The sequence below is a fragment of the Campylobacter taeniopygiae genome (genome assembly GCF_005406225.1).
GTDB classification, from domain to species: Bacteria; Campylobacterota; Campylobacteria; order Campylobacterales; family Campylobacteraceae; genus Campylobacter_D; species Campylobacter_D taeniopygiae.
Genome location: NZ_NXLY01000001.1, coordinates 93372 through 115871, shown reverse-complemented (window position 1 = coordinate 115871; position 22500 = coordinate 93372). Strand labels below are relative to the sequence as shown.

26 protein-coding genes and 4 tRNA genes are annotated in these 22500 nt (G+C 29.8%); 11 read left to right on the top strand and 19 right to left on the bottom strand.

Annotated elements, in window-relative coordinates:
- Window position 1 precedes the first annotated feature (1 nt).
- The 7 genes from CQA75_RS00615 to dnaG form a co-directional block, all read right to left on the bottom strand.
- On the bottom strand, window positions 2-841 hold the full coding sequence (locus tag CQA75_RS00615; RefSeq protein ID WP_137623122.1) for a polyprenyl synthetase family protein: 840 nt from the start codon (window positions 839-841) through the stop codon (window positions 2-4).
- Complete coding sequence (locus CQA75_RS00610; RefSeq protein ID WP_137623121.1) at window positions 838-1932, bottom strand: PDZ domain-containing protein; 1095 nt, start codon at window positions 1930-1932, stop codon at window positions 838-840. Before CQA75_RS00610 ends, CQA75_RS00615 begins: the two co-directional genes overlap by 4 nt.
- Window positions 1929-2234 (bottom strand): YbaB/EbfC family nucleoid-associated protein, encoded by a 306-nt coding sequence (locus CQA75_RS00605; protein WP_137623120.1) that lies wholly within the window; start codon window positions 2232-2234, stop codon window positions 1929-1931. Before CQA75_RS00605 ends, CQA75_RS00610 begins: the two co-directional genes overlap by 4 nt.
- A complete protein-coding gene (locus CQA75_RS00600; RefSeq protein WP_137623119.1) occupies window positions 2234-3514 on the bottom strand; it encodes a UDP-N-acetylmuramoyl-L-alanyl-D-glutamate--2,6-diaminopimelate ligase in 1281 nt (426 codons plus the stop codon). The genes CQA75_RS00605 and CQA75_RS00600 overlap by 1 nt, the downstream gene beginning before the upstream one ends.
- Window positions 3498-4052 carry a histidine kinase gene (locus tag CQA75_RS00595; RefSeq protein ID WP_137623118.1) on the bottom strand — a complete coding sequence of 185 codons (555 nt, stop codon included), beginning with the start codon at window positions 4050-4052 and terminating at the stop codon, window positions 3498-3500. The genes CQA75_RS00600 and CQA75_RS00595 overlap by 17 nt, the downstream gene beginning before the upstream one ends.
- On the bottom strand, window positions 4039-4311 hold the full coding sequence (locus CQA75_RS00590) for a NifU family protein (protein WP_137621673.1): 273 nt from the start codon (window positions 4309-4311) through the stop codon (window positions 4039-4041). The genes CQA75_RS00595 and CQA75_RS00590 overlap by 14 nt, the downstream gene beginning before the upstream one ends.
- An 85-nt stretch (window positions 4312-4396) precedes the next feature.
- The gene (gene dnaG, locus CQA75_RS00585) at window positions 4397-6211 is read right to left on the bottom strand and encodes a DNA primase (RefSeq protein WP_137623117.1); all 1815 of its coding nucleotides are present in this window, start codon (window positions 6209-6211) and stop codon (window positions 4397-4399) included.
- A 69-nt stretch (window positions 6212-6280) separates the two neighbouring features.
- On the opposite strand from dnaG, the gene CQA75_RS00580 reads away from it, so the two are divergent.
- Genes CQA75_RS00580 through aroC form a run of 4 tightly spaced genes read left to right on the top strand, consistent with a single transcriptional unit; the run spans window position 6281 to window position 9444 of the window.
- Complete coding sequence (locus CQA75_RS00580; RefSeq protein ID WP_137623116.1) at window positions 6281-7267, top strand: CDC27 family protein; 987 nt, start codon at window positions 6281-6283, stop codon at window positions 7265-7267.
- Window positions 7254-7685 carry a ribonuclease HI gene (gene rnhA, locus CQA75_RS00575; RefSeq protein ID WP_137623190.1) on the top strand — a complete coding sequence of 144 codons (432 nt, stop codon included), beginning with the start codon at window positions 7254-7256 and terminating at the stop codon, window positions 7683-7685. The genes CQA75_RS00580 and rnhA overlap by 14 nt, the downstream gene beginning before the upstream one ends.
- Window positions 7682-8359 (top strand): ribonuclease III, encoded by a 678-nt coding sequence (rnc, locus tag CQA75_RS00570; protein WP_137621670.1) that lies wholly within the window; start codon window positions 7682-7684, stop codon window positions 8357-8359. Before rnhA ends, rnc begins: the two co-directional genes overlap by 4 nt.
- On the top strand, window positions 8356-9444 hold the full coding sequence (aroC, locus tag CQA75_RS00565) for a chorismate synthase (protein WP_137623115.1): 1089 nt from the start codon (window positions 8356-8358) through the stop codon (window positions 9442-9444). The genes rnc and aroC overlap by 4 nt, the downstream gene beginning before the upstream one ends.
- An 86-nt stretch (window positions 9445-9530) precedes the next feature.
- Here aroC and CQA75_RS00560 read toward each other — a convergent pair whose 3' ends face one another.
- Window positions 9531-10514 (bottom strand): MnmA/TRMU family protein, encoded by a 984-nt coding sequence (locus CQA75_RS00560; protein ID WP_137623114.1) that lies wholly within the window; start codon window positions 10512-10514, stop codon window positions 9531-9533.
- 105 nt (window positions 10515-10619) lie between these two features.
- Between CQA75_RS00560 and CQA75_RS09100 the strand changes: the two genes are divergently transcribed.
- Together CQA75_RS09100 and CQA75_RS00555 are read left to right on the top strand one after the other, a co-directional pair.
- Window positions 10620-10775, top strand: a complete 156-nt coding sequence (locus tag CQA75_RS09100; protein WP_170999697.1) for a hypothetical protein — start codon at window positions 10620-10622, stop codon at window positions 10773-10775.
- A 30-nt stretch (window positions 10776-10805) separates the two neighbouring features.
- Complete coding sequence (locus tag CQA75_RS00555) at window positions 10806-11678, top strand: hypothetical protein (protein WP_137623113.1); 873 nt, start codon at window positions 10806-10808, stop codon at window positions 11676-11678.
- 21 nt (window positions 11679-11699) lie between these two features.
- Here the strand turns inward: CQA75_RS00555 and CQA75_RS00550 are convergent, their stop codons facing one another.
- The 3 genes from CQA75_RS00550 to exbB are packed head-to-tail and all read right to left on the bottom strand — an operon-like array spanning window position 11700 to window position 13145.
- Entirely contained in the window at window positions 11700-12341 is a 642-nt protein-coding gene (locus tag CQA75_RS00550; RefSeq protein ID WP_137623112.1) for an energy transducer TonB, read from the bottom strand.
- Window positions 12338-12727: a TonB system transport protein ExbD gene (gene exbD, locus CQA75_RS00545; protein WP_137623111.1), complete on the bottom strand. Its 390-nt coding sequence runs from the start codon at window positions 12725-12727 to the stop codon at window positions 12338-12340. Before exbD ends, CQA75_RS00550 begins: the two co-directional genes overlap by 4 nt.
- Complete coding sequence (gene exbB / locus CQA75_RS00540; protein WP_137623110.1) at window positions 12720-13145, bottom strand: TonB-system energizer ExbB; 426 nt, start codon at window positions 13143-13145, stop codon at window positions 12720-12722. The genes exbD and exbB overlap by 8 nt, the downstream gene beginning before the upstream one ends.
- 164 nt (window positions 13146-13309) lie before the next feature.
- Here exbB and CQA75_RS00535 point away from each other — a divergent pair, with 164 nt between their 5' ends.
- The 4 genes from CQA75_RS00535 (at window position 13310) to CQA75_RS00520 (ending at window position 17417) form a co-directional block, all read left to right on the top strand.
- On the top strand, window positions 13310-14047 hold the full coding sequence (locus tag CQA75_RS00535; RefSeq protein WP_137623109.1) for a DUF4261 domain-containing protein: 738 nt from the start codon (window positions 13310-13312) through the stop codon (window positions 14045-14047).
- Between the two features lie 64 nt (window positions 14048-14111).
- Entirely contained in the window at window positions 14112-14528 is a 417-nt protein-coding gene (locus CQA75_RS00530) for a PepSY-like domain-containing protein (RefSeq protein ID WP_137623108.1), read from the top strand.
- 243 nt (window positions 14529-14771) lie between these two features.
- Window positions 14772-16046, top strand: a complete 1275-nt coding sequence (locus CQA75_RS00525) for an aromatic amino acid transport family protein (protein WP_137623107.1) — start codon at window positions 14772-14774, stop codon at window positions 16044-16046.
- A gap of 6 nt (window positions 16047-16052) precedes the next feature.
- Complete coding sequence (locus tag CQA75_RS00520; RefSeq protein ID WP_137623106.1) at window positions 16053-17417, top strand: L-serine ammonia-lyase; 1365 nt, start codon at window positions 16053-16055, stop codon at window positions 17415-17417.
- Between the two features lie 4 nt (window positions 17418-17421).
- Here CQA75_RS00520 and CQA75_RS00515 read toward each other — a convergent pair whose 3' ends face one another.
- From CQA75_RS00515 to CQA75_RS00485, 7 genes are all read right to left on the bottom strand, one after another.
- Window positions 17422-17934 carry a hypothetical protein gene (locus CQA75_RS00515; protein WP_137623105.1) on the bottom strand — a complete coding sequence of 171 codons (513 nt, stop codon included), beginning with the start codon at window positions 17932-17934 and terminating at the stop codon, window positions 17422-17424.
- The gene (ribD, locus tag CQA75_RS00510) at window positions 17912-18895 is read right to left on the bottom strand and encodes a bifunctional diaminohydroxyphosphoribosylaminopyrimidine deaminase/5-amino-6-(5-phosphoribosylamino)uracil reductase RibD (RefSeq protein ID WP_137623189.1); all 984 of its coding nucleotides are present in this window, start codon (window positions 18893-18895) and stop codon (window positions 17912-17914) included. Before ribD ends, CQA75_RS00515 begins: the two co-directional genes overlap by 23 nt.
- Before the next feature lie 74 nt (window positions 18896-18969).
- A tRNA-Ser gene (locus tag CQA75_RS00505) sits at window positions 18970-19057 on the bottom strand.
- Window positions 19058-19078: 21 nt separating this feature from the next.
- Window positions 19079-19152: transfer RNA gene (locus CQA75_RS00500), tRNA-Cys, on the bottom strand.
- A 17-nt stretch (window positions 19153-19169) separates the two neighbouring features.
- Window positions 19170-19258 (bottom strand) — tRNA-Leu (locus CQA75_RS00495).
- Between the two features lie 8 nt (window positions 19259-19266).
- Window positions 19267-19341, bottom strand: a tRNA-Gly gene (locus CQA75_RS00490).
- 52 nt (window positions 19342-19393) lie between these two features.
- Window positions 19394-20146, bottom strand: coding sequence for a hypothetical protein (locus CQA75_RS00485; protein ID WP_137623104.1), 753 nt, complete (start codon window positions 20144-20146; stop codon window positions 19394-19396).
- Window positions 20147-20220: 74 nt separating this feature from the next.
- On the opposite strand from CQA75_RS00485, the gene mutY reads away from it, so the two are divergent.
- Window positions 20221-21240, top strand: coding sequence for an A/G-specific adenine glycosylase (mutY, locus tag CQA75_RS00480; RefSeq protein WP_137623103.1), 1020 nt, complete (start codon window positions 20221-20223; stop codon window positions 21238-21240).
- On the opposite strand, the gene CQA75_RS00475 is transcribed toward mutY, so the two are convergent.
- The gene (locus CQA75_RS00475) at window positions 21226-22479 is read right to left on the bottom strand and encodes an MFS transporter (RefSeq protein WP_137623102.1); all 1254 of its coding nucleotides are present in this window, start codon (window positions 22477-22479) and stop codon (window positions 21226-21228) included. The two genes, mutY and CQA75_RS00475, sit on opposite strands and share 15 nt — an antisense overlap.
- Between the last annotated feature and the right edge of the window lie 21 nt (window positions 22480-22500).

Here is a 22500-nt window from a genome sequence, read left to right as displayed (position 1 = left end):
TTTATAAATATTGTATCATAAGATTTTCGATCATTTTTGATATTTTTTCATCTAAATTGATCAAATCATTTTTGCAATTTTGTATCAAATCATTTTTGCAATTTATGGCTTCTTGAAGTCCTAATAAATTCACAAAAGAATTTTTATGCGTATCATGATTAGCAGGTTTTCCACTTTGCTCTTCACTCATGGTTGCATCGATAATATCATCGTTGATTTGAAAGATTAAACCTAATTTTAAACCAATATCATAAATTTTTTCACTTTCTTTTTTGTCTAATTCGCAAATTTCACAACCCATTTTTAAAGATGCGGCTATGAGTTTTGCGGTTTTATGAATATGTAAAAATTTAAGTTCATCTAAATTGAGTTTTTTATCTTCAAAATAACAATCAATCGCTTGACCTATAATCATTCCATTGATACCCGCATTATAGGCTAAAGTGCGGATTAAATTGATTTTAATCTTTTCTTTTAAATTTAAATTACTTAGTAATAAAAAAGCTTCGGTATTTAAAGCATCTCCAGCTAAAATAGCTGTGGTTTCATCATAGCTTTTATGTAGGGTAGGAGCACCTCGTCTAAAATCAGCATTATCCATAGCGGGTAAATCATCATGAATGAGAGAATAAGTATGGATAAATTCTAAAGCTAAAGCTGCATCTAAAGCATTTGAAATGAGTTGAGGGGCTTTGCATTCAACAATGCCTAAAAGCAATTGTGCGCGAAAGTGTTTTCCACCGGCTTTTAACATCGCTTGTAAAGCTTCATTAAAAAAAGGATGAAAACTTTTTATATAGGGTAAATTTTCATTTAAATGCTTGATGAAGAGTTCTTTCACTTTCTAAGCCTAATAAAAAATTGAAAATTTCCATCTCCACCTGCATTGATATTTCCGATTAAGCCATCATCAAAATTATGCAAAGGAAGTTTAGAGCTTTTTCTTTGAATTAAAATGTTAAAATCATTTCCATTAGCAAGTATAGTTTGCAAATTTTTAAAATCTTTTAAGATGATATTATTAACGCGTAAAATTTTATCATCCACCATAAATCCGGCTAAATCAGCCTTAGATTTTGGATCGACTTTTGTCACGATTAAGGATGCATTAACACTTAAGCCTAAATTACTTCTAAAATTGGTTGTTTTTGGCTTTGGTTTGGCATTTGGAAGATTAAATTTACTGATATCTTTAGCAAAAACTTGAGTTGAAATATTTAAATCAACATTGTCTCTTAAGACTTGAAAATAAAGCGTACTGCTAGGATCAGCAAACAGAATTTTTTCGTTTAATTTTCTTAAATCTTTTACAGGTTTTCCATCTACGCTTATCACTTCATCATTGATTAAAAATTGACCATTTTTACGTACTTTATTAACATAAATTTTGTTTTCTCGCTCTACAAAATCAACCCCAATATCACCCCAATAAACATCATTGTATTTCATAAAGTGTTTTAAATATCTATTACCAATAAAAGCACCATTATTTAGTGCAATGCCAAGCATTTCACAACATGGAGTTCCCAAAAGTCCGATTTTTGTGTTAAAATCAAGTTGATCTCTTTCATTGATATCTTGAGCTAAGTATTTAATATGACCTATATAAGGTTTATTTGGATCCCAAATCCCAACCCAGTCATTACGAGTTAATTTTTCTTCATCTCCCATAGGAGTTGGAATGAGTGAAAAATCTGTTCTTACAAGATAAAGATTTAAAAAAGGATCGTATTTTACGTATTTATTTAATTTTGCATTAGGTTGTTTTAAAACAGCAAGTAAATTTTCACTTAAAACAAAGGCTGGCATTCCTTCGTAATTAAACATACTTGCCTTATTTCTTTCATAACCTGCGGCAAAATCTTCAAAAGTAGGGCGTTCTATAGCTTGCCCGATCATTAAAAATGCAATTATACAAAATAAAAATCTCATAATTTTCCAAAGCCTCCTAAAATATCACTACTCATGCTGTTGCGATTTTGTGCTACCATAGCTAAAACATCATTGATAGCAGATATTAACAAAATTTGCATCGATTCTTTATCTTCAAGTAAAGAATCATCAATACTCACATCGATAATTTCACCTTTGCCATTTGCACTGACTTTGACAAGCCCTGCTCCACTTTTTGCACTGAATTCTTTACTAGCAAGTTCTAATTCTATGTTTTTTGCTTTTTCTTGAACTTGATTTAAAAGTTCGCCCATTTTAGAAAAGTCTATATTATCAAACATCAATTTATCCTTAAAATTTCATTTACAACTAATTTATCACTAAAAGGATATTTTACCCCTTTAATTTCTTGAGTTTCTTCATCACCTTTTCCTAAGATCACTACTAAATCATCTTTTTCTTTAAGTTCTAAAGCTTTTTTTATGGCTTCTTTTCTATCTTCAATCATCAAAGCTTTTTTTGGTTCTTTAAAACCGCTTGCGATTTCTTCGATTATAATTTTTGGATCCTCATCGCGTGGATTATCGCTTGTAATGATAGCAGTTTTTGCAAAATGTTCTACAACTTTACCCATTAAAGGTCGTTTAGTGCGATCTCTATTGCCTCCTGCGCCAAAAACTACAATTAATTTTTTATTTTTAAGAGCATCAAGAACTTTTTCTATGCCATCAGGCGTATGAGCAAAATCAACGATAACTCCATCAGCAACTTGTTCCACTCGTCCGCAAACCCCTCCAAAGTGATTGATCGCTTTTTCTAAATCATCTAAATTTGGCTTAACAAGTTCATTCACACAAGCACTTGCAGCAAGAAGATTATAAAGATTGAAAAGTCCTAACATAGGGGATTCTATATGAAAGGTTGTATTTTTGATCATAGCAACCGCATTGATGCCATTTTCTAAAGAGTAGGCTTTAATTTGATACAAAGAAGGATTTTCTATGCCGTAAGTAAAAGCATTTTTTACATTAAATTTAATTGCTAAGGCGTCCTTGTTGATAAATTTTAAGCTTTCATCTGTAAAAAAAAGTTCTTTGGCTTGTTTATAATTTTCAAAATTTTGGTGAAAATCTAAATGATCTTGAGTGATATTGGTAAAAATTTTTGCTGCAAATTTTAAACCCTCGATTCTATTTTGCACTAAAGCATGCGAGCTTACTTCCATAACGAAAAATTCACATCCTTTTTGCGTAGCGATTTTTAAATACTCTAATGTTTTTAAAATTGCTGATGTTGTAAGGGATTTTTCATCGATTTGTTCATCATTTATGAAAGCACCGCGGGTTCCACAAAGACCGCATTTATATCCTAAATCAAGCAATATAGAATAAATTGCCGCTGCGGTGGTTGTTTTTCCATTTGTTCCTGTGATGCCGATAATTTTAATATTTTCATCAATATTGAGTATTTTTTTGCATTCTTTAACATCAATAATCTTGCATTCTTTTTTTAAAGCTTCATTTTCAAATTGTTTGTTTTGCTCGGTTTTTAGAAAAAAACAACCTTTTTCACACTCTAAAGTATTATCGGTAATAAATGTATTTTCAAGCTTTATTTTCACTTTTAAATCCTATAAGTTTTTCTTGGATTTTTATAAATCTTTCATTGGCCCAAAAATGAGATATAACGCTTTCGATGTAATTTAAAGTCATATCTTTATAGCCGTGTTCAAGAAGTTTTTCTAAAAAATCTAAAAAATCATCACGATTATCAATCACTAATTTTGCACTCTGTATAATATTTTCAAAACTTTTTTCAAAGCCAATTTGTTCTTCACTTTTTAAAAAATCTTGATAATTTAGAGCATAGCCATCTTCTAATTCATCTTTATTTTGAGATCTTTCTTCGTGTTGAGTTTCTATTGTTTTTAAAATTTCTTCAAAATCTTTATCAATTTTTTCTATGGTGTAGTGTTCTAAATAAAATTCAAAAAGCAAAATTGATTCTTTTGGAAATTTTAAAGCCAAATCACAAAGCAAAATAAAATTAAACAAACGTTTATTTTTGCGTTTTTCATAGGCTAGAGAAAAATATATTTTTGCGGTTTTAAAATCTTTTTTTAGAAAATGTTCAATACCGAGTTTTTTATAATTTTGCAAATTCTTCTGCCCCGCCATTTAAATTTACAATGGTAATTTCTGGATGAATATCGATTTTAAGTTGTCTTTCAAGTCCATATTTTAGGGTTGTTCCACTTGATGCACAACCTTTGCAAGCACCGATTAAATGCACATAAACTACTCCATTTTTAATCCCTAAAAATTCAAGCCCACCCCCATCGCGTTCCAACATAGGAATGCTTTTTTCTAAGCTTGATTTTACAGGATTTATAAGTTCTTCATCACTAAAAGGCATCATCAAATCAATCCTTAAAAAAATTTCTATACTTTAGCGTGATTGTGTTTAAAAAAAGGTAAATTAAACACTTTTTTACCATTTTAACTTAAAAAGGTTCTTCATTGTATTCTTGCGTAGAATTGATATTTAATTCTTTTGCATCAAATTTTTTAAGAGAAAAAATTTTATTTAAGCTTTTAAATAATTGCTCTAGCTTTATTTCATCCTTTTCATTTTTTAAAAGCAATAAATATTCTTTTAAAAAACATAAACACTCTTCTTGTGTTAAATTTTTATTTAAAATTTGAGAATTTTTATCGATTAGGGCAAAAAGTTGTTTTTTTAGAGCTAAGACAGAATTGATTGTATCGATGTGATTTAAAAAAGCTAAATTGATTTTGCAAATGCCAAATAAAAATTCATTTTGATTTAAATTTTTAAGGATATTTTTTTGTTCAAATTCTCTTATATCGCTATCTTCATAGCCTTTTTTTTCTAGAATTTTTTCTAATAAAATTTTATGTTTAAAACAAACACTATCGCTAATTTGTTTAAAAAGTTCGTGCATGTTGGAATTATTTTTTAAAAAGTTGAGAATTTCAAGTTCCATAATGTGTGTTTTTGTGTTTGGAATTTCTAAAGGAGTGGAATTTAAATTTTTATAAGATCTGAAATTTTTGGTTAAAACAATCAGTTTTTCTTCCACGCCTAAAAGTTTAGAAACGAGTTGCGTATAAGAATTAGCAATCAAAGGCTCAAGAGCGAAAGTGTATTTTTGCACACTCTCTAAAGCTTTTTGTTTATCAAGCGCTGAATCAAGTGTAAAATCTGCTATGATACGTCTGATATAAAATTCCCCAAGCTCCATACCTTTTTCAAGTATGTCGTAAAGTTTCGCATTTTGATTATTAGCGACTAATTCCGCAGGATCTTTTCCGCCTTCTAAAAGAGCGACTTTGCCATCGATTTTATGAGTGCTAAGTAAAAAAGCTGATCTAGTAGCCGCTCTTAATCCTGCTTCATCGTTATCAAAACAAAGTATCACTTTAGCTTCATATCGACGGATTAAAGGTAAATGATGTTCGGTTAGTGCGGTGCCAAGAACGGCTACTGCATTGTTAAAACCTGCTTTATGAAAAGCAATCGCATCCATATAACCTTCACAGATAATCATCTCTTTTTTTACGCTGATGGCATCTTTAGCTAAATGAAAAGCGTAAAAAATTCTACTTTTATCAAAAAACATATTTTGGGGAGAATTGACATATTTAGCCATTACGTTTGGATTAATAGTTCTTCCGCCAAAGCCTACAAGTGTATTTTTTTGATCATAAATTGGAAAAGTGATACGCCATATAAAACTCGCATAAATTTCACCTTTTTCATCTTTCTTTAGGGCTCCAACCGCTAAAGCATCTTCGATGGATATATTTTCATTTTGCAATAATCTCACGCTTTCTTCGCTTGAATTTGCAAAACCTAATTCAAATTTAGCAATGTCTTTATCGTCTAATTTTCTTGAGTAGAGATAGTCTAAAATTTCTTTATGATGAGAAAGATTATTTTTAAAATAAGCGTTTAATTTAGGTAAGATATTTTTTAGATCTTTCCTGCTTTCATTTTTTTCTTTAGTATAACTTAGAGTAAAATTGCAAAGGCTGGCGACTTTTTCTACTGCATCAGAAAAATTTAATTTTTCATAGTCCATTACAAATTTAAAAGCATCTCCTCCTGCTTTACACGCAAAACAATGATAAAAACCTTTTTGAGCATTAATATGCATAGAAGGATTTTTATCTGCATGAAATGGACACACGCAAACAAAGCTAGAGCCTTGTTTTTTTACTTCAATGTAATTTTCAATAATATCAACAATATTAAGTCTTTGGGATAAATTTTCTATACTTTCTTTAGATATCATTTTAAAAACCTTAAATAAAATTATACAAAGATTTAGCTATAATTTGGCATAAAATTTTAAAGAGAGTTTATGGATTTTTTCTTTGTTGAATATAGGGATCCTTTGGTAGGACTTATTATTTTAACTGTTTTGATTTTTGTGGTTTCTGTGGCTAATCATGCTTGGAAATTGTTTGCAAATAAAGATAAAGAACAAAAGCTTGAAAAATTCATTAAAAAATTTGAAATAGATAATATTCACAAAGATTTATTAAGAAATGAAAGATTGAGTTTTGGAAATTTAAGCTTTTTAGCAGATATTTTTACAAAAAGTGGGGAATTTGAAAAGGCCACTCAAATTTATTTGATCGCACTTGAAAAAAGCAAGGATAAAAATGAACAAGAATTTATTTTTATCGCTTTGGCAAATATTTATTTTAAAGCAGGATTTTTAGAGCGCGCTAAAGAAGTTTTACTTCAAGCTTTAAAACTTCGTCCAAGAAATATAGAGGCTTTAAAACTTCTTAAAATTGTGTATTTGAAATTAAAAGCTTATAAAGAAAATTTAGAAATTTTAGAGTGTTTATTTGAACTTGGAGAAGAAGTAGAAAAAGAACAAGAATTTATAAAAGCTTTAAATTTACATGCTTCAAATTTAAACAATGAAGAAAAAAAACAAAAATTATTAGAATTAAAAATGTCAAACAATACTATGCTAGGGCGTTTTATTTTTGAAAAATATTCTTTATTTTTGGGGCAAAATTTTAACGATATTTGCGATCTACTTTATAAGCAAGATCAAGTTTTTAATTTGGAAAATCAAGAGTTTTTAGAATTTTTTTATGCTTTAGGCTATATTAGCAAAGATCAAATTCCAAGTCATTTTGTTTTTAAAAATTCAAATTTAAAAATGTTAAAAATTTTACGTGAAAATTCTTTTAAAGCAAGGCTTGAATTTTCTTATCGTTGTTCAGAATGCAAAAATATAATGCCTTTGTTTTTTTATCATTGTCCTATGTGTTATGAATTTAATACTTGTAAGATTATTTGTGAAGTAAAAAATGATGAAATGTGTTGAAATTTATACCGATGGCTCTTGTCTTAATAATCCAGGTTTTGGAGGGTGGGCGTATATAGTGCGTTATAAAGGGTATCAAAAAGAAGGCTTTGGATCGGAAAAAAATACTACTAATAATCGTATGGAATTAATGGCTATTATTGAAGCTTTAAAAATTTTAAAAGAGCCTTGTGAAGTCAAACTTTTTACTGATTCAAATTTGATGGTTCAAAGTATTAATGAATGGCTTGATGATTGGATTAAAAAGGATTTTAAAGGTAAAAAAAATGTAGATTTGTGGAAAGAATATTTAAAAGTATCAAAATCGCATCAAATTCAAGCTTTTTGGATCAAAGCACACAACGGGCATGAGGAAAATGAAAGATGTGATATTTTAGCAAGAGAGGCGGCTTTAAAATTGCAAAAGGAAAATCAATGAAAAATATCGAGCTTTTAGAACAAAACTTAGGTTATCAATTTAAAGATAAAAATCTTCTCACACAAGCACTGACTCACAAAAGTTGTAAAAAATCTTATAATAATGAGCGTTTGGAATTTTTAGGGGATGCGGTGCTTGATTTGATCGTAGGGGAGTATTTATTTCATAAATTTGGAAAAGACGCTGAAGGCGATTTGTCAAAATTAAGAGCCGCTTTAGTGAATGAAAAATCCTTTGCAAAAATTGCCGATAGTTTAAATTTGGGTGATTTTATTTTTATGAGTGCATCTGAAGAAAATAATGGAGGAAGACAAAAGCCTTCCATTCTTTCTGATGCCCTAGAAGCGATCATAGGATCTATTCATTTAGAATCAGGCTTTGAATGTGCAAGAAATATCGCTTTAAAACTCATAGAAAATAATTTTCCAAAAATTGATGCAAAAAATTTAATCAAAGATTATAAAACAAGACTGCAAGAGATCACTCAAGGCACCATAGGAAAAACTCCAGAATACGAAACACTGCGTGCTTTTGGGCCCGATCATTTAAAACAATTTGAAATTGCTTTAAAGCTAGAGGGTAAGGAAATTGCAAGAGCTATTGCAAAAAGCAAAAAAGAGGCACAACAAATGGCGGCAAAAATTGCACTTGAAAAATTGGAAAATTTATCATGAATACCTTTGGCACAAGATTAAAATTTACAAGTTTTGGAGAATCTCACGGAGTAGCTGTGGGTTGTGTGATAGATGGAATGCCTGCTGGTGTAAAATTTGATGAGGAATTTTTACAAAATGAACTCGATAAACGCAAAGGTGGAAATCAATTTTCAACCCCAAGAAAAGAAAGCGATAAAGCACAAGTTTTAAGCGGAGTTTTTGAGAGATATACCACAGGCCATCCTATTGCCATAGTTGTTTTTAATGAAAATGCACGTTCTAAAGATTATGATAATTTTAAAGATGTATTTCGCCCTGCACACGCTGATTTTACTTATTTTCATAAATATGGCTTAAGAGATTATAGAGGCGGTGGAAGATCAAGTGCTAGAGAAAGTGTTGCTAGGGTAGCTGGGGGTGCTGTATGCGCGATGCTTTTGAATGAATTTGATATTTGTGTTCAAAGTGGAGTTTTTGGAGTAGGGAGGTTAAAATCAAATTTAAATGAGGATCAATTTGATTTTAAATGGGCACAAGAAAGTGAGATTTTTTGTCTTGATTCTAGTTTAGAAAATGATTTTAAAGCTGAAATTTTAAATGCAAAAAAATCTAAAGATAGTGTAGGCGCAGCGGTTTTTACAAGAGTAACTGGGATGATGAAAGGATTTGGAGAAGTTCTTTATGATAAATTAGATTCTAAACTCGCCCATGCTTTAATGGGGATTAATGCTGTTAAGGCAGTAGAAATTGGTGAGGGGATTAATGCAAGCAAAATGTATGGATCTCAAAATAATGATATTTTAAAGGATAATAAATTCTTAAGCAATCATAGTGGGGGCATTTTAGGTGGAATTTCAAATGGAGAAGATCTTGTTTTAAAAACTTATTTTAAACCCACTCCTTCTATTTTTAGAGAACAAGAAAGTATGGATAAATTTGGAAATAATGTGAAATTAGAATTAAAAGGCAGACACGATCCTTGCGTTGGCATACGTGGAAGTGTTGTGGTTAATGCTATGGTGCGTTTAGTTTTAGCTGATTGTTTGCTTTTAAATGCGAGTTCTAATTTAAATAATTTGAAAAAAATTTATAGTCTAAAATAAAAAAAGCCCGTTTTGAAACGGGCTTTTATAGCAATATTTTGAAAAGATTCAATCACTATATCGTTCTTTTTTGAAATTAGTTTATACTAACTGATAAAAAATTTGCTAATTTGTGTTTTATCTTCAAAAGCTGAGGTGATAAATTTTTGGTTTTTAAATTCTAATTCATAGTTGGTATTTATATCGCATTTAGTGTAAGTTAAAGCAATTTTTAAAGCAAGTTCTATATCCTCATTACTTGCATTTGTGCTAAGCAAAGAATAAGCCCCTATTAAATTTCCTATGCCTATAACTTCATATTTTGGAGTTTTTAAATTTCTTAAAAGTTCATTTTCTAATTCATTACGTCCTATGATCATTTTAGCGCCCATAGGCAATCTTAAATGACGTCCGTATTTCAAAAGTTGTGCATCATTAACTTGCATATCTTTATCAAATTGTATAAAATCGCGAATTTTTTTAGCAAAACTATCAAGGGTTAATAAACATCCTCCACCTGGGCTTTCAAAATCTTCAAGTCCAAATTGTGCAGCCAGTTCCAGTTGTCTTTTGCGACTTCTTCCACTAATGCCTTCTAGTTTTTCTCTATCCACCCAACCTTCTCTTTCAGGCTTTGTTAGAGGTAAATTTTTGGCGCACATAGGACGCAAGATAAGATCTTCTTCATCAAGAGCTAATTTTTTAACCTTAGCCATAGCGTCATTTCTTTGACTCATCGGTCTTTGTCCTAAGACTTCTCCGGTGATGATAAAACTTGCATTTTCTTCTTTTAGCATAGCAAGAGCAGTTTTAAACATAAAAGCATGGCAATCTATGCAAGGGTTAAAATGCTTGCCATAGCCATATTGTGGATTAAAAAGAACTTCTTGTAAATAAGAATTTCTTACATCGATCATTTCAAAATCTGCACCCACCATAGCCGCTCTTTTTTTCATGATCTCACTTTTATCGCTTGTGCTTCCAAAACCTATATTAATATTTAGAGCTTTAACTTCTATACCTTGAGAAGTGATAAGCTTCATTGCTAACATACTATCAAGGCCACCACTAAAAAGGGCTAATGCTTTCATTGTATTCCTTATTACATTCTTTATTATATAAAATCTTTTTCTTTTTTGTCGATATCAAATTTATAATTATATCAAAACTAGCTTATAATATTAAGGGTTTTAATCATGAGAAAAATATTTTTTATTTTTATACTTTTGGGTGTAGTGTATGCTAAAAATTCCTGTCCTGATTATAAAGAAAGATTGAAAAAATGCAATGCTTTACCAACGCAGCATCAAAGAAAAATGTGCCGTTTGGGTTTATTTGCATCTTGTAAATAATGTTAATTTGTAAATTTTAAAGGATGATTTATGGATAAATTAACAATGAATGGTTTTAATACTTTGTCAAACAATCAAAATGTTACAAATCGTAAAGAAATTTTGGAATTAAAGTCTGAAGAAAAGGATAAAGTCAAAGTTAATGATCTTTCAGATCATAATAATTTTGGCAAGAAAATTATTTTTGAAGATAAAGAAGGTGAGTTGATATCTTTAAATTTAAGCGAAGAAAATTATAAAAATTTGCAAAATCATTTTGGTTCTTATACAAATTATATTGCTAGAGATGATGGAGCTATAAGATTAAATGGAGAAGCAAATGAATTTGTTTCTAATTGGTTTGAAAATGCGAAGAATGAATTTTTCAGTGTTAAATCTACACAAAGTGATAAAAAAATCGGCATAAGTTTTCACCAAAATACTTTGCATGAAAGTATGCAGAATTTAGGTTTAAAACATAACGATTCATTATCTGATGATGCGAGCATAGAAGAAAAATTGAATTTTTTCATAGATAAAGATGTCAATAAAGATGGAAATATCGATGAAAATGATGTTAAAGAACCGAGTTTAAGAGAAATTTTGAGTGATTTAAAAGAAGTTTCAGGAGGTGGAGCAAATGCTATGCAAAGTGTTGATCCACAAAAAACGCAAAAAAAAGATGATGATAAAGCTAAAATCAAAGAAAAAGAAAATGATGATGAAGATTTACTTCAAAAAGCACAAGAGAAAGGTTTAAGCTCTTTAAGTGCTGATGAACAGGCCAAACTTAAAGCAAGTAATCCAAAAGAATTTGAAGAACTTCAAGACAAATCTTTAGATGAGTTAGCTAAGAATTTAAGCAAAGATTTGATAGGACAAATCAATGATAATAAAGCCATATTTGTTGATAAAAGAGTTTAAATTAAATAATTTTGATGAGTTTTACCCTTTTAAACTATACACTATAGGAAGTATAATTCTTAAATCATTTTTATAGTAAGGGAAATTTATTGAAGCTTTGCGAATGCTTTCTAAGGCATTTTTATCCAAGAGAGAGTATCCAGAACTTTGGATTATTTTTAACTCTGCTAAAGTTTTATTTTCTTTCCATAAAAATTCTACTTTAACAACCCCTTGCATACCCATTCTTTGAGCTTGTCTAGGATAATTTTGGGCTTTTTGAATTGCTTTTTGAATTTCTTCAAGGAGTGGATGTTTATCTTTGCCTTGTATGAGTTGAGTGATTTGGGGAGAAGGATTTTTAGTTATTTGATTTGTTGTTGGCTTTGATTCGGTTGTAATTGGTTTTTGTTCTATTTTTTTGATTCTTTTTGTATCTTTTTTTATGGGTTTTGGTTGAATTTTATTGATTTTAGGTGTGGTTTTTTCTACGATTTTATTCTCTTGTGTGGGTGCTGGATTGATTTGGGTAAATTGCTTCATAGATAAGGTAAAAATTTCCTCATTTTTAAATTTTACTTTAAAAAAATCAGCAGAATTAAAGATTAAAAAAAATACAGGTAAAAAGATCAAAAAAGATAGATAAAAGGCTTGATATTTGTGATTTAAAAATAAGTTTTTCACTTATTTTTCTCCGTTACAATTTGGAAATTTTCATGTCCTTTGTTTTTTAATAGATCTATAATTTGCACAAAACTTTCAAATTTAGCATTTTTATCACTTTTGAGTTCTACGATAGTTTTTTGATCGAGCCGGGATATCGCCTCTTTTATTTGTTCTAAATTTGCTGTTTTATCATCTAGATAGAAAATATTTTTCTCATCGATGCTAATAAGAAGTTTTTTTTCATGATCGCTAAGGCTCATAGAACTTTCGCTTTTTGGGAGGTTGATTTGGATTTTACCTTGCACGATAAAGGTTGAAATACTAAGAACGATAGCGAGTAAAACAAGCATAATATCTATAAATGGGACAATGTTTAATCCTTCATTTTTTGGCAATTTAATCATTTTGATTTGCCTTATAAGTACTACTTAGAAGAGAAATTTTACGCAATAGCGCATTATAAGCGATAAGGGTTGGAATGGCAACTAAAAGACCTAAAGCTGTGGCTTTAAGGGCTAGAGAAAGTCCTATAACTATAGATTTTACGTCTATATTTCCAGCTAAGCCCATTTCATAAAAAGTAACCATAATCCCAACAACAGTCCCTAAAAGTCCAATATATGGAGCATTAGAATAAATAATATATATGGCGGTTAAATTTTCACTGATCGCATTATCAAATTCTTCTTGATTTTTATAATTTTTAAAATCAATTTTTCTAAAAAATAATAATCTTTCAATAACACACCAAAGTGCTATAAAAGCCATTATTCCTAAAATTAAAAAAATGATTAAATCAATATAATTTCTTAAAAATTCCATATATAAATCCCATTAAATATTTGTTAAAACCGCACGATTATACTACAAGAAAAATAAAACTATAATTAATAGTAATTATCATAATTTTTAAAAATTTGCACCCTAAAAAATGAATGTTTTAAGATATAATAAATTTTAAATAATAAATTTCTAAGGAAAAAAGTATGCAGCAAAACCATAATTTTACTTCTTTTGTGCTTTTAAGCGATGATGAATTTGACTTTTTAAAATTGCAAAATTTGCTTAAAAATGAATTTGATATCTTGATTCCAGATGAGGATTTTAATCAAGATGGAGTTATTTTTTATCATAAAAATATGCTTGTGACCCTAAGTTTGATTAAAAATCCTATACCCAATGAAGAAGCTGAGTATTATGCGAATTTTAATTTTATGTGGAAAGATGCTTTAAAAGAGACAAAAAAGCACAAAGCCCATCTTTTGGTTGCTGTGCTAAGTCAAAGTGAAAGCAAGCTCGAACAAGCTAAACTTTTTACTCAAGTTTCATCCGCATGTTTGCAAGATAAAAATGCTTTAGGATTTTATACTGGCGGGGTTGTTTTAGAACCTAAATTTTATATAGAAAATGCCAACATGTTAAAAGAAAATCGTTTGCCAGTTTATAATTGGGTTTATGTAAGTGTATATCCTTATAAAAATGGAGTTAATGCTTATACTTATGGACTAAGAAATTTTAATCGTTTGGAATTTGAGGTTTATGAAAGTAAAATGGATGAAAAGGAATTGTTTTTTTCTTTGTATGATATTATTTTACATATTTTAACTTACGATATCGAATTAAAAGATTTAGATACTTTGAAATTTGAAGATGGCAAAAACATCAGTTTTTCAAAAAGTAAAGGAGTGAGTGTTGAAGGAGATAGTCTGAAAATAAATTTTTAGACTTCACATTAACTTCACAAAAATTAGATTTAATTCTTGCAACCAAAACAAAAAAGGAGAAAAAATGAAAATAAAATTAGGTTTAGCGGCTTTATTAGGAGCTACAGTACTTTTAGCTAAAGATATTATTGTTCCTGCTAATACTCTTCCAAAAAATGCGCAAGAATTTATCGCTACAAATTTTAAAAATGCTCAAATTGCTTTAGTTAAAAAAGATATTGATTCTTTTGATGTAACTTTAAATAATGGGACAGAAATAGATTTTATGATCAATGGGGAATGGAAAGAAGTGGATGGAAAATATCAGGCATTGCCTAACAGTATTTTGCCAAACATTATGTCTAAGATAAGCACTTCATCAAACGCACAAATTTTAGAGGTGAGTAAGGAAGTGAGTGGATATAAATTTGAATTAAATAATTATATGAAAATATATACAGATGCTCAAGGCAATATCTTAGGGCAAAAAATGGATCACTAATTATAAAGTGTTAAAAAATAATTAAAATATTTGATTTTTTTCAAATATTTTAATTAAAACCAAAAGAATATTTTTATATACTTTAATATAATACTTTGATCATCTTAAAATTCTACTGATTTATTAATTTTTAATTAATAAAATATTTCGTAAAAATTAATTATATAATAAAAATATCTGTAATATTTACAAAAATCTGATATAATGATTCACTTATTTTATCGTTAAAAAAAGGAAAAACAGATGAATACTTCTAACAATACATGGACCAGCCACGATATAAGGTGGGTGTTATCTCTTTTTGGAACAGCAATTGGCGCAGGTGTCCTTTTGCTACCTATAAGTGCAGGACTTGGTGGATTGATTCCCTTGCTAGTTATACTTGTTTTAGCTTTTCCTATGACTTATTTAGCTCATAGAAATCTATGTCGTTTTGTTCTTTCAAGTTCTAATCCAAAAGATGATATTACTTTTGTTGCAGAAAGTTATTTTGGTAAAGGCGGTGGATTTTTAATCACTGTATTGTATTTTTTTGCTATTTTGCCTATTTTGCTTGTTTATAGTGCAAATCTTACAACGACTTTGATTGAATTTTTAATCAATCAGTTTCATTATGATGCAGCAACACTTCATGGGGCTCGTATATGGATAAGCTTTTTAGTTGTAGGTGCTTTAGTTCTTGTTTCAATTTTTGGTGAAGGTGTGGTTACTAGAGCTATGAGTTTTCTTGTTTTCCCTTTCATTATATTTTTATTTATCCTTTCGTTGCTTTTAATTCCTCAATGGAATACAGCTTTATTTACAAATATAGATTTTTCAGTATTTCAAACAAGTAATTTTTGGGTGACTTTATGGCTTGTAATTCCTGTTATGGTATTTAGTTTTAACCATTCTCCTATTATTTCATCTTTAGCGTGTTTTTGCAAAAAAGAATATGGCGATGATGCAGAGTTTCGTGCTAGAAGAATTATTTCTTCAGCGGTAGTTTTAATGGTTTTTGTGGTTATGTTTTTTATTTTTTCTTGTGCTTTGACTTTTACTCCTGCAGAATTTGCTTCTGCAAAAGCTCAAAATGTTAATATTTTAACTTTTATCGCAAATAAATTCCCTCAAGTAGCTGTTTTAACCTATGTTGGGCCTATTGTTGCTCTTGTTGCGATCAGTAAAAGTTTCTTAGGACATTATCTTGGTTCTCAAGAAGGTTTAAATGGTATTTTATACAAGGCAAGTAATGGAAAAATTCAAGGTAAATTAGCTCAAACTTTAACAGCGATTATCACTTTTGCTATTGCTTGGTATGTGGCTTATGAAAATCCAAGTGTTATAGGTATTATCGAGACTATAGGTGGTCCTGTTTTAGCGATATTGCTTTTCTTAATGCCAATTTATTGCATTTATCGTTTTGATATTTTGGCAAAATTCCGTAGTAAAGCTTTAGATATTTTTATTGCTATTATGGGAATAGTAGCAATTTCAGCTGTTGTACATAATCTTATTTTAGAATATTTTGTAAAGTAGGATATGATGAGTAATTTAAGTATTTTTAAAATAGGAGTAGGTCCTTCATCTTCACATACCTTAGGACCTATGCTTGCTGGAAATTTATTTTGTAAAAAGATTGCGAAAAGACTTGATGAAATAACTAAAATTCAAGTTACTCTTTATGGTTCTTTGTCTTTAACTGGCAAAGGACACTTAAGTGATAAGGCTGTAATTTGGGGCTTAAATGGCTTAGAAGCTAAAAATTTAAGCGCCTCTATACAAGAAGAAGCCAATAAAAACGCTTTAGAAAAAGGTAAAATCAATCTATGTGGAGAAAAAGAATTAAATTTCAATTATGAAAGAGATTTGATTTTTTCTAAAGATTTTTTACCTTTGCATGAAAATGGAATGCAAATTAAAGCTTTTAATGAAAAAGATGAACTTGTTGATGAAGAAACTTATTATTCTGTAGGAGGTGGTTTTGTTTTAACTGCTGCAGAATTAGAAAAAAGAAATAAGAATTCAGGTCAAAACTTATCAAGTAAAAATGAAATAGAGCTTAATAGTGCTAAAGAAGTTCTTGAATTTTGCGAGAAAAATAATTGGAATTTGGCAGAGCTTTCTTATCAATATGAATTGCAATTTCATACAAAAGAAGAGATTAGGTCTTATTGCCTTGAAATTTGGGAAGTGATGCAAGAAGTTTATTATAATGGAATTCATCCTACCGAAGAGTATTTGCCTGGAAAGCTTAATTTAAAACGCAGAGCTAAAGGCTTACATGAGCGTATTTCTATGACAGCTGATCCTATGGGAATAATTGATTTCATTTCATTATATGCACTTGCAGTTGCAGAAGAAAATGCAAGTGGTGCTAGAGTAGTTACAGCTCCTACGAATGGGGCTTGTGCAGTTGTTCCTGCTGTTATGCTTTATCTTAAAAATCATACTATAGGTTTTAATGATGATCAAGCTGTAAATTTCTTATTAGCAGCTATGTTAATTGGTTCATTGTATAAGAAAAATGCAAGTATTAGTGGAGCCGAAGCTGGATGTCAAGCTGAAATTGGTAGTGCAAGTTCTATGGCTGCTGCCGCAATGGCTACGGTTTTGGGTGCTAATGCCTTCAAAGCTTGCAATGCTGCTGAAGTAGCAATGGAACATCATTTAGGTTTAACTTGCGATCCCGTTGCGGGACTTGTCCAAATTCCTTGTATTGAAAGAAATGCTTTTGGAGCGATTAAAGCTATTAGTGCGGCAAGAATGGCTATGACTCGACAATCAACCCCTAAAGTTGGTCTTGATGAAGTGATAGAGACGATGTATGAAACTGGTAAAGATATGAATTATAAATACAAAGAAACTTCTTTGGGTGGTCTTGCTACAAATTTAAAAACTGTATGTTAAAGCATTATGCTTTAACATTTTTTCTTTTTTTTAAAAATTCTCTTATTTCTTCTTTTGAAAATTTTTTTAATAAATTGATATGTTTAAAAAGTAGATTAGTGCTAATAGAACTTGCGATTAATACTATAATACATAAAATTAGAAAAAACAAATCGGTTAGGTTAAATTGCATCAAAAATAAACTAGCAAAAAACAAGCTTCCAAAAAATAAAAAAGATAAAAGCACACTTTGTTTTGTTTGAATTTCTCCGAGATTGTCTGAATTTTGGGTTAAATTTTTAAAAAATATGATTTTTCTACCAATATTTAAAATAAGAATTTCATCATTTTCCTTAAAAACTTGCTCTTTTATTCCTTGATAGATAAAAGTTTCCCCATTTGGATTAAGTTCATCTTTGTAAGACTTTAAAATATAATCTTTTAAAATAATATTTTTAATATCACTTTTCTTTTCAATTTTAAAGAAATTAAAATCATAATTTACGCGAAAAATTTTATTCAGATTCATAAATGCCATAGGTATCATTTCCTAAAAAATTTTTATAAAGAGGTTTTAAATTTAAAGGTATTGTAACATTTTTTTGATCATTTAAAATGGAACTTTGAAAAATTAAAAATAAATCCATTTCATTTTTAAAACTTTTTAAAAAATTTTCTCCTCCTTCATACATTAAAAATCTAGCTTTTTCTGGAATTTGAGTATAAATTTGGCGATTTGGAATTTGGAATAAAGGGATATTATGATCAAAATTTTCTAGTTTTTCATGGCTTAAAATGCAAAGATCGGGCGCCTTTCCTTGACAAAGTCTTGCATCTAAAGTCGGTTTATCTTTTCTTATGGTTTGACCACCTACTACCAAAAGATCTATGATTGATCGAATTTTATGAGCATAAGTTCTGCTTAATTCATTGCTAACGATTTTTCCTAAAGCTGATCCATTCATAGAAAGGGCTAATTTAAAAAGTTTAAATTGCCCTTTTTGCCATTTTAAAAAAGGTTTTAAAAGATCTTTTCCTTCTTTTTCGAGTATGCCAAATTCTACCTTTATGCCTTGTTTTCTTAAAAAATCTCCCCCGCCTTTTGCGATATCATTTTCATCTTTAACACTGATAAAAATTTTTTTAAAACCAAGTTCGCTAAAAAGCTTTGCGCAAGGAGGGGTTTTTCCTTGATGAGAGCAAGGTTCTAAGGTAACAAAAGCGATGGCTTCTTTAAATATATTTTGATGATTTTTACAAATAAAATCATGCAAGGCATTAGCTTCTTTAGGCATTGAAATTTCAGGCTTTAATCTTTTAAAAGCATGAGCAATTGCATTGAGTTCTGCGTGTGCTAAACCTGCTTTTTCATGTGCTTTTATGGCTAATATTTTTTCATTTTTGTCTAAAATCACACAGCCTACTGCAGGATTAGGATAGGTTAAAAATTGATATTTCCAAGCCTCATTTAAGGCTAATTGCATATAAAATTCTTTCATTGTTTCCATTAAAATTCTTTTTAGAGGATTATATAATATTATTATGTTTTTGTATAGAGTATTTAAGAAGTTAGTGGCCGGGAGAAAGGGATTCGAACCCCTGGAGGTGTTACCCTCAACGGTTTTCAAGACCGCCGCTTTCGACCACTCAGCCATCTCCCGATTATGATTTTGTGCCTTTTTTGGAGGCGACATCCGGATTCGAACCGGAGATCAAGGCTTTGCAGGCCCATGCCTTACCGCTTGGCTATGTCGCCCTGATAAATTTAGAAAGTGGTGCCCGAGGCCGGACTTGAACCGGCACGGAAGAAAAATTCCGAGGGATTTTAAGTCCCTTGTGTCTACCAATTCCACCACCCGGGCGGGTGATATGGAGCGGGAAACGAGATTCGAACTCGCGACCCCAACCTTGGCAAGGTTGTGCTCTACCCCTGAGCTATTCCCGCAAAGTTTAAAGATGAAATTCTAGCAAAATAAACTTAAAATGAGTTTATTTTGCTATTTACATATAAATAATGCTGTAGCGCTTAAGCTTTGTTCTGTATTTTTAACAACAGGCAAGGATAATTGCATATCATTGGATTTTGCAGCAAAAAATCTTGGTGATATATTTGCATTTAAATTTGTATCTAGGGTTTTTAATGTACAAGTTTTATTTAAATCTTTAGAGTAAATTGTTTCATAAGAATAAGCCTTTTGTAAAAGTTGGCTATAAAGTTCTTCTTTATTTTCTTGTAAAAGTTTTTTTGAAAATTTAGGTTCTAAAGAAGGTATAGAAACTCCCACAAAAGAACTTTTTTTAACTATAGTATTTAAATCATTTAAAAAATGGTTGAAATTTTCAAGATCATTTTCTTTGATAACGCATTCTAAATTTGCATTTAATTTTTGTCCTTTTATGGTTTGTATGCCATCTTTGTAAGAAAAATTAGGTTCTAAAGAAAAACTTCCCCCGCTGCAAAAATTATCTTTTTGGGTACGTTGTATGATTTGATTAAAAGTATCTGCAATTTGTTTTTTTTCATCGTCGCTTAGGGTGATTTTGCTATCAAGATTTTCATTAGCCCAAAAGTTAATATTTGTATAGAATTCATCAGGTTTTAAATGAGTGCTAATTTCTATATTTCTTGAAAAATTTAAAGCTTGATTTGAATGTTTTTTATCTAAAAATTCAACATTAAAAACCACTCCAGCTACAAAAAGTAAAAGACATAAAAATCCTACACCTAAACCTTTAAAAAAAGCCAACATATTTTCCCCTTTTTAAGAATCGATTTTGTTTATTTTATCAAAAAAAATCTAAAATTTTTGATATACTTTGATTTATGCAAAAACAAACCATTGACAAACTTCAAAAAAAATTACTTCTTTGGTATGAAGATAAGGGGCGAAAAGATCTACCTTGGCGGAATTTGCAAAGTACTCATTGTGATGATAGGTTGAAACAAATTGATAGAGCTTATGGGGTTTATATCAGTGAAATTATGCTTCAGCAAACTCAGGTAAAATCTGTTTTAGAAAGATTTTATTTTCCATTTTTACAAAAATTTCCTACTTTGCAAAGTTTAGCTAGTGCTAATGAAGATGAGCTTTTAAAGGCTTGGCAAGGACTTGGTTATTACACTCGTGCTAGAAATTTAAAAAAAGCAGCTTTAGAATGTATGGAGAAATTCGGTGGTATTTTGCCAAAAGAGTTTGAGAAATTAAAAAGCTTAAGCGGTATAGGCGCTTATACAGCAGGTGCAATTGCTTGTTTTGCTTATGATCAAAAGGTGGCTTTTGTTGATGGCAATATACGCCGTGTGCTTTCTCGCCTTTTTGCTTTAAAAAATGCGAACATGAAAGAGCTCGAATCAAAAGCATATAAAATCCTAAATTTAAATGATGCTTTTAATCATAATCAAGCTTTGCTTGATATAGGTGCCTTGGTTTGTTTGCCAAAAAATCCAAAATGTGGAGTTTGCCCTTTGTATGATTTTTGCAAGGCCAAATTTAACCCACATTCTTATCCTGAAAATAAGAAAATTCTTTATGAAAAATTAAATTTAGCACTTATTTTTTATATTTATAAAGATCAAATTGCTGTTGAAAAAAGTCAAGAAAAGCTTTATAAGGGCATGTATAATTTTCCTTTATTTAAGCAAAATGAATTTAAAAAGCAAAAAAATATGATGTTTTTAGGAGAGTTTAAACATAGTTATACTAAATATAAAATCAATATTAAAGTGTATCATCAAATTTTAAAAATTAAAACTAAAGATTATGAATTTAAAGAAATTAAAGAACTAAAATCTATCCCATTATCAATACTTTCTTTAAAAGCTCTAAATTTACTTAAGTTCTGATTTTTTAGGTAAGCATAAAGTGGCTATAAGCATAATGATTATAAAAATAGTTATATAGATAAAAAAGCCATTTTCCATACCTGCATTTTTAAATTGTAAAGCTATCCAAGGTGCAGATCCTCCAAAAACAGCATTTGAAATAGCATAACCTAGACCTGTTCCTAAAGCTCTTATATGCTCAGGAAAAAGTTTAGCTTTAAAAATTCCAGCGACTGAAGTATAAAAACTTAAAATAATAAATAATAATACTACCAAGATAAATACCAAATAAGAACTATTTTGTGCATTTTTAGTGATCAATGCAAAAATAGGATAAATTCCTACAAGGGCTAAAATACAAAATATAATTAAAGAATTCTTATGTCCTATTTTATCTCCTAAATAGCCAAAAATAGGTTGGATAATCATAAGTATAAATAAAGCACCTAAAAAAAGATTATTAACAAGTATTTTATCCATACCCGCATTTTCTATAAAGGTTTTCGTATAAGTAGTGATAGTATAAAAAGTTAAAGAACCTCCAGAAGTTATTGCAAGCACTATTAAAAAAGGTTTCCAAGATTTACATAATGCTTTTAAAGTTCCACGATCTTCATTTTGATGAAGTTTGGTGGCGCTTTCATTTATCATCCTTCTTGCAAAAAATGAACCAAGTGCTAAAATTCCACCTATGATAAAAAGTATTCTCCAAGCATATTCCTTCATATCATCAATACTAAAAAATAAAAACATTATACTAATACTCATAACCGCTAGAAGTTGTCCGCCTATTAGAGTTACATATTGAAAAGAAGAGTAAAAACCGCGTTTTCCTTCTACGGCGAGTTCTGAAAGATAAGTTGCTGCTATACCATATTCTCCGCCTACGCTAAGACCTTGTATAAGTCTTGCTATTAAAAGCAAGATAATAGCAAGATTACCAACTATATTTTTGCTTGGTAGGGCTGCTATCATAAAAGAACCTAAAGCCATTAAAACTACAGATATTATCATAGATTTTTTACGACCCATCTTGTCAGCTAAAGAGCCAAAGATCCAAGAGCCTATAGGGCGCATAAAAAATCCTGCGGCAAAAACTCCAAAAGCATTAATTTGTTGGATTGTAGGATTATCTGATGTTGAAAAAGTGTGAGCAAAATATGTTGCTGTAAAAGCATAGATATAAAAATCAAACCATTCTACTAGATTTCCACTGCTTGCTGCCATGATAGAGCGAATTTTATGAGTAGATTTTTGCATACAAGTCCTTAATATTGCAAG

Bases quoted from the DNA above. Each gene is read 5' to 3' on its own strand.
- CQA75_RS00610 (WP_137623121.1), bottom strand. From the start codon at position 1,932: ATGAGATTTTTATTTTGTATAATTGCATTTTTAATGATCGGGCAAGCT.
- CQA75_RS00605 (WP_137623120.1), bottom strand. From the start codon at position 2,234: ATGTTTGATAATATAGACTTTTCTAAAATGGGCGAACTTTTAAATCAA.
- CQA75_RS00590 (WP_137621673.1), bottom strand. From the start codon at position 4,311: ATGATGCCTTTTAGTGATGAAGAACTTATAAATCCTGTAAAATCAAGC.
- dnaG (WP_137623117.1), bottom strand. From the start codon at position 6,211: ATGATATCTAAAGAAAGTATAGAAAATTTATCCCAAAGACTTAATATT.
- CQA75_RS00580 (WP_137623116.1), top strand. From the start codon at position 6,281: ATGGATTTTTTCTTTGTTGAATATAGGGATCCTTTGGTAGGACTTATT.
- rnhA (WP_137623190.1), top strand. From the start codon at position 7,254: ATGAAATGTGTTGAAATTTATACCGATGGCTCTTGTCTTAATAATCCA.
- rnc (WP_137621670.1), top strand. From the start codon at position 7,682: ATGAAAAATATCGAGCTTTTAGAACAAAACTTAGGTTATCAATTTAAA.
- aroC (WP_137623115.1), top strand. From the start codon at position 8,356: ATGAATACCTTTGGCACAAGATTAAAATTTACAAGTTTTGGAGAATCT.
- CQA75_RS00560 (WP_137623114.1), bottom strand. From the start codon at position 10,514: ATGAAAGCATTAGCCCTTTTTAGTGGTGGCCTTGATAGTATGTTAGCA.
- CQA75_RS09100 (WP_170999697.1), top strand. From the start codon at position 10,620: ATGAGAAAAATATTTTTTATTTTTATACTTTTGGGTGTAGTGTATGCT.
- CQA75_RS00555 (WP_137623113.1), top strand. From the start codon at position 10,806: ATGGATAAATTAACAATGAATGGTTTTAATACTTTGTCAAACAATCAA.
- exbD (WP_137623111.1), bottom strand. From the start codon at position 12,727: ATGATTAAATTGCCAAAAAATGAAGGATTAAACATTGTCCCATTTATA.
- exbB (WP_137623110.1), bottom strand. From the start codon at position 13,145: ATGGAATTTTTAAGAAATTATATTGATTTAATCATTTTTTTAATTTTA.
- CQA75_RS00535 (WP_137623109.1), top strand. From the start codon at position 13,310: ATGCAGCAAAACCATAATTTTACTTCTTTTGTGCTTTTAAGCGATGAT.
- CQA75_RS00530 (WP_137623108.1), top strand. From the start codon at position 14,112: ATGAAAATAAAATTAGGTTTAGCGGCTTTATTAGGAGCTACAGTACTT.
- CQA75_RS00525 (WP_137623107.1), top strand. From the start codon at position 14,772: ATGAATACTTCTAACAATACATGGACCAGCCACGATATAAGGTGGGTG.
- CQA75_RS00520 (WP_137623106.1), top strand. From the start codon at position 16,053: ATGAGTAATTTAAGTATTTTTAAAATAGGAGTAGGTCCTTCATCTTCA.
- CQA75_RS00515 (WP_137623105.1), bottom strand. From the start codon at position 17,934: ATGGCATTTATGAATCTGAATAAAATTTTTCGCGTAAATTATGATTTT.
- ribD (WP_137623189.1), bottom strand. From the start codon at position 18,895: ATGAAAGAATTTTATATGCAATTAGCCTTAAATGAGGCTTGGAAATAT.
- CQA75_RS00485 (WP_137623104.1), bottom strand. From the start codon at position 20,146: ATGTTGGCTTTTTTTAAAGGTTTAGGTGTAGGATTTTTATGTCTTTTA.
- mutY (WP_137623103.1), top strand. From the start codon at position 20,221: ATGCAAAAACAAACCATTGACAAACTTCAAAAAAAATTACTTCTTTGG.
- CQA75_RS00475 (WP_137623102.1), bottom strand. From the start codon at position 22,479: ATGCAAAAATCTACTCATAAAATTCGCTCTATCATGGCAGCAAGCAGT.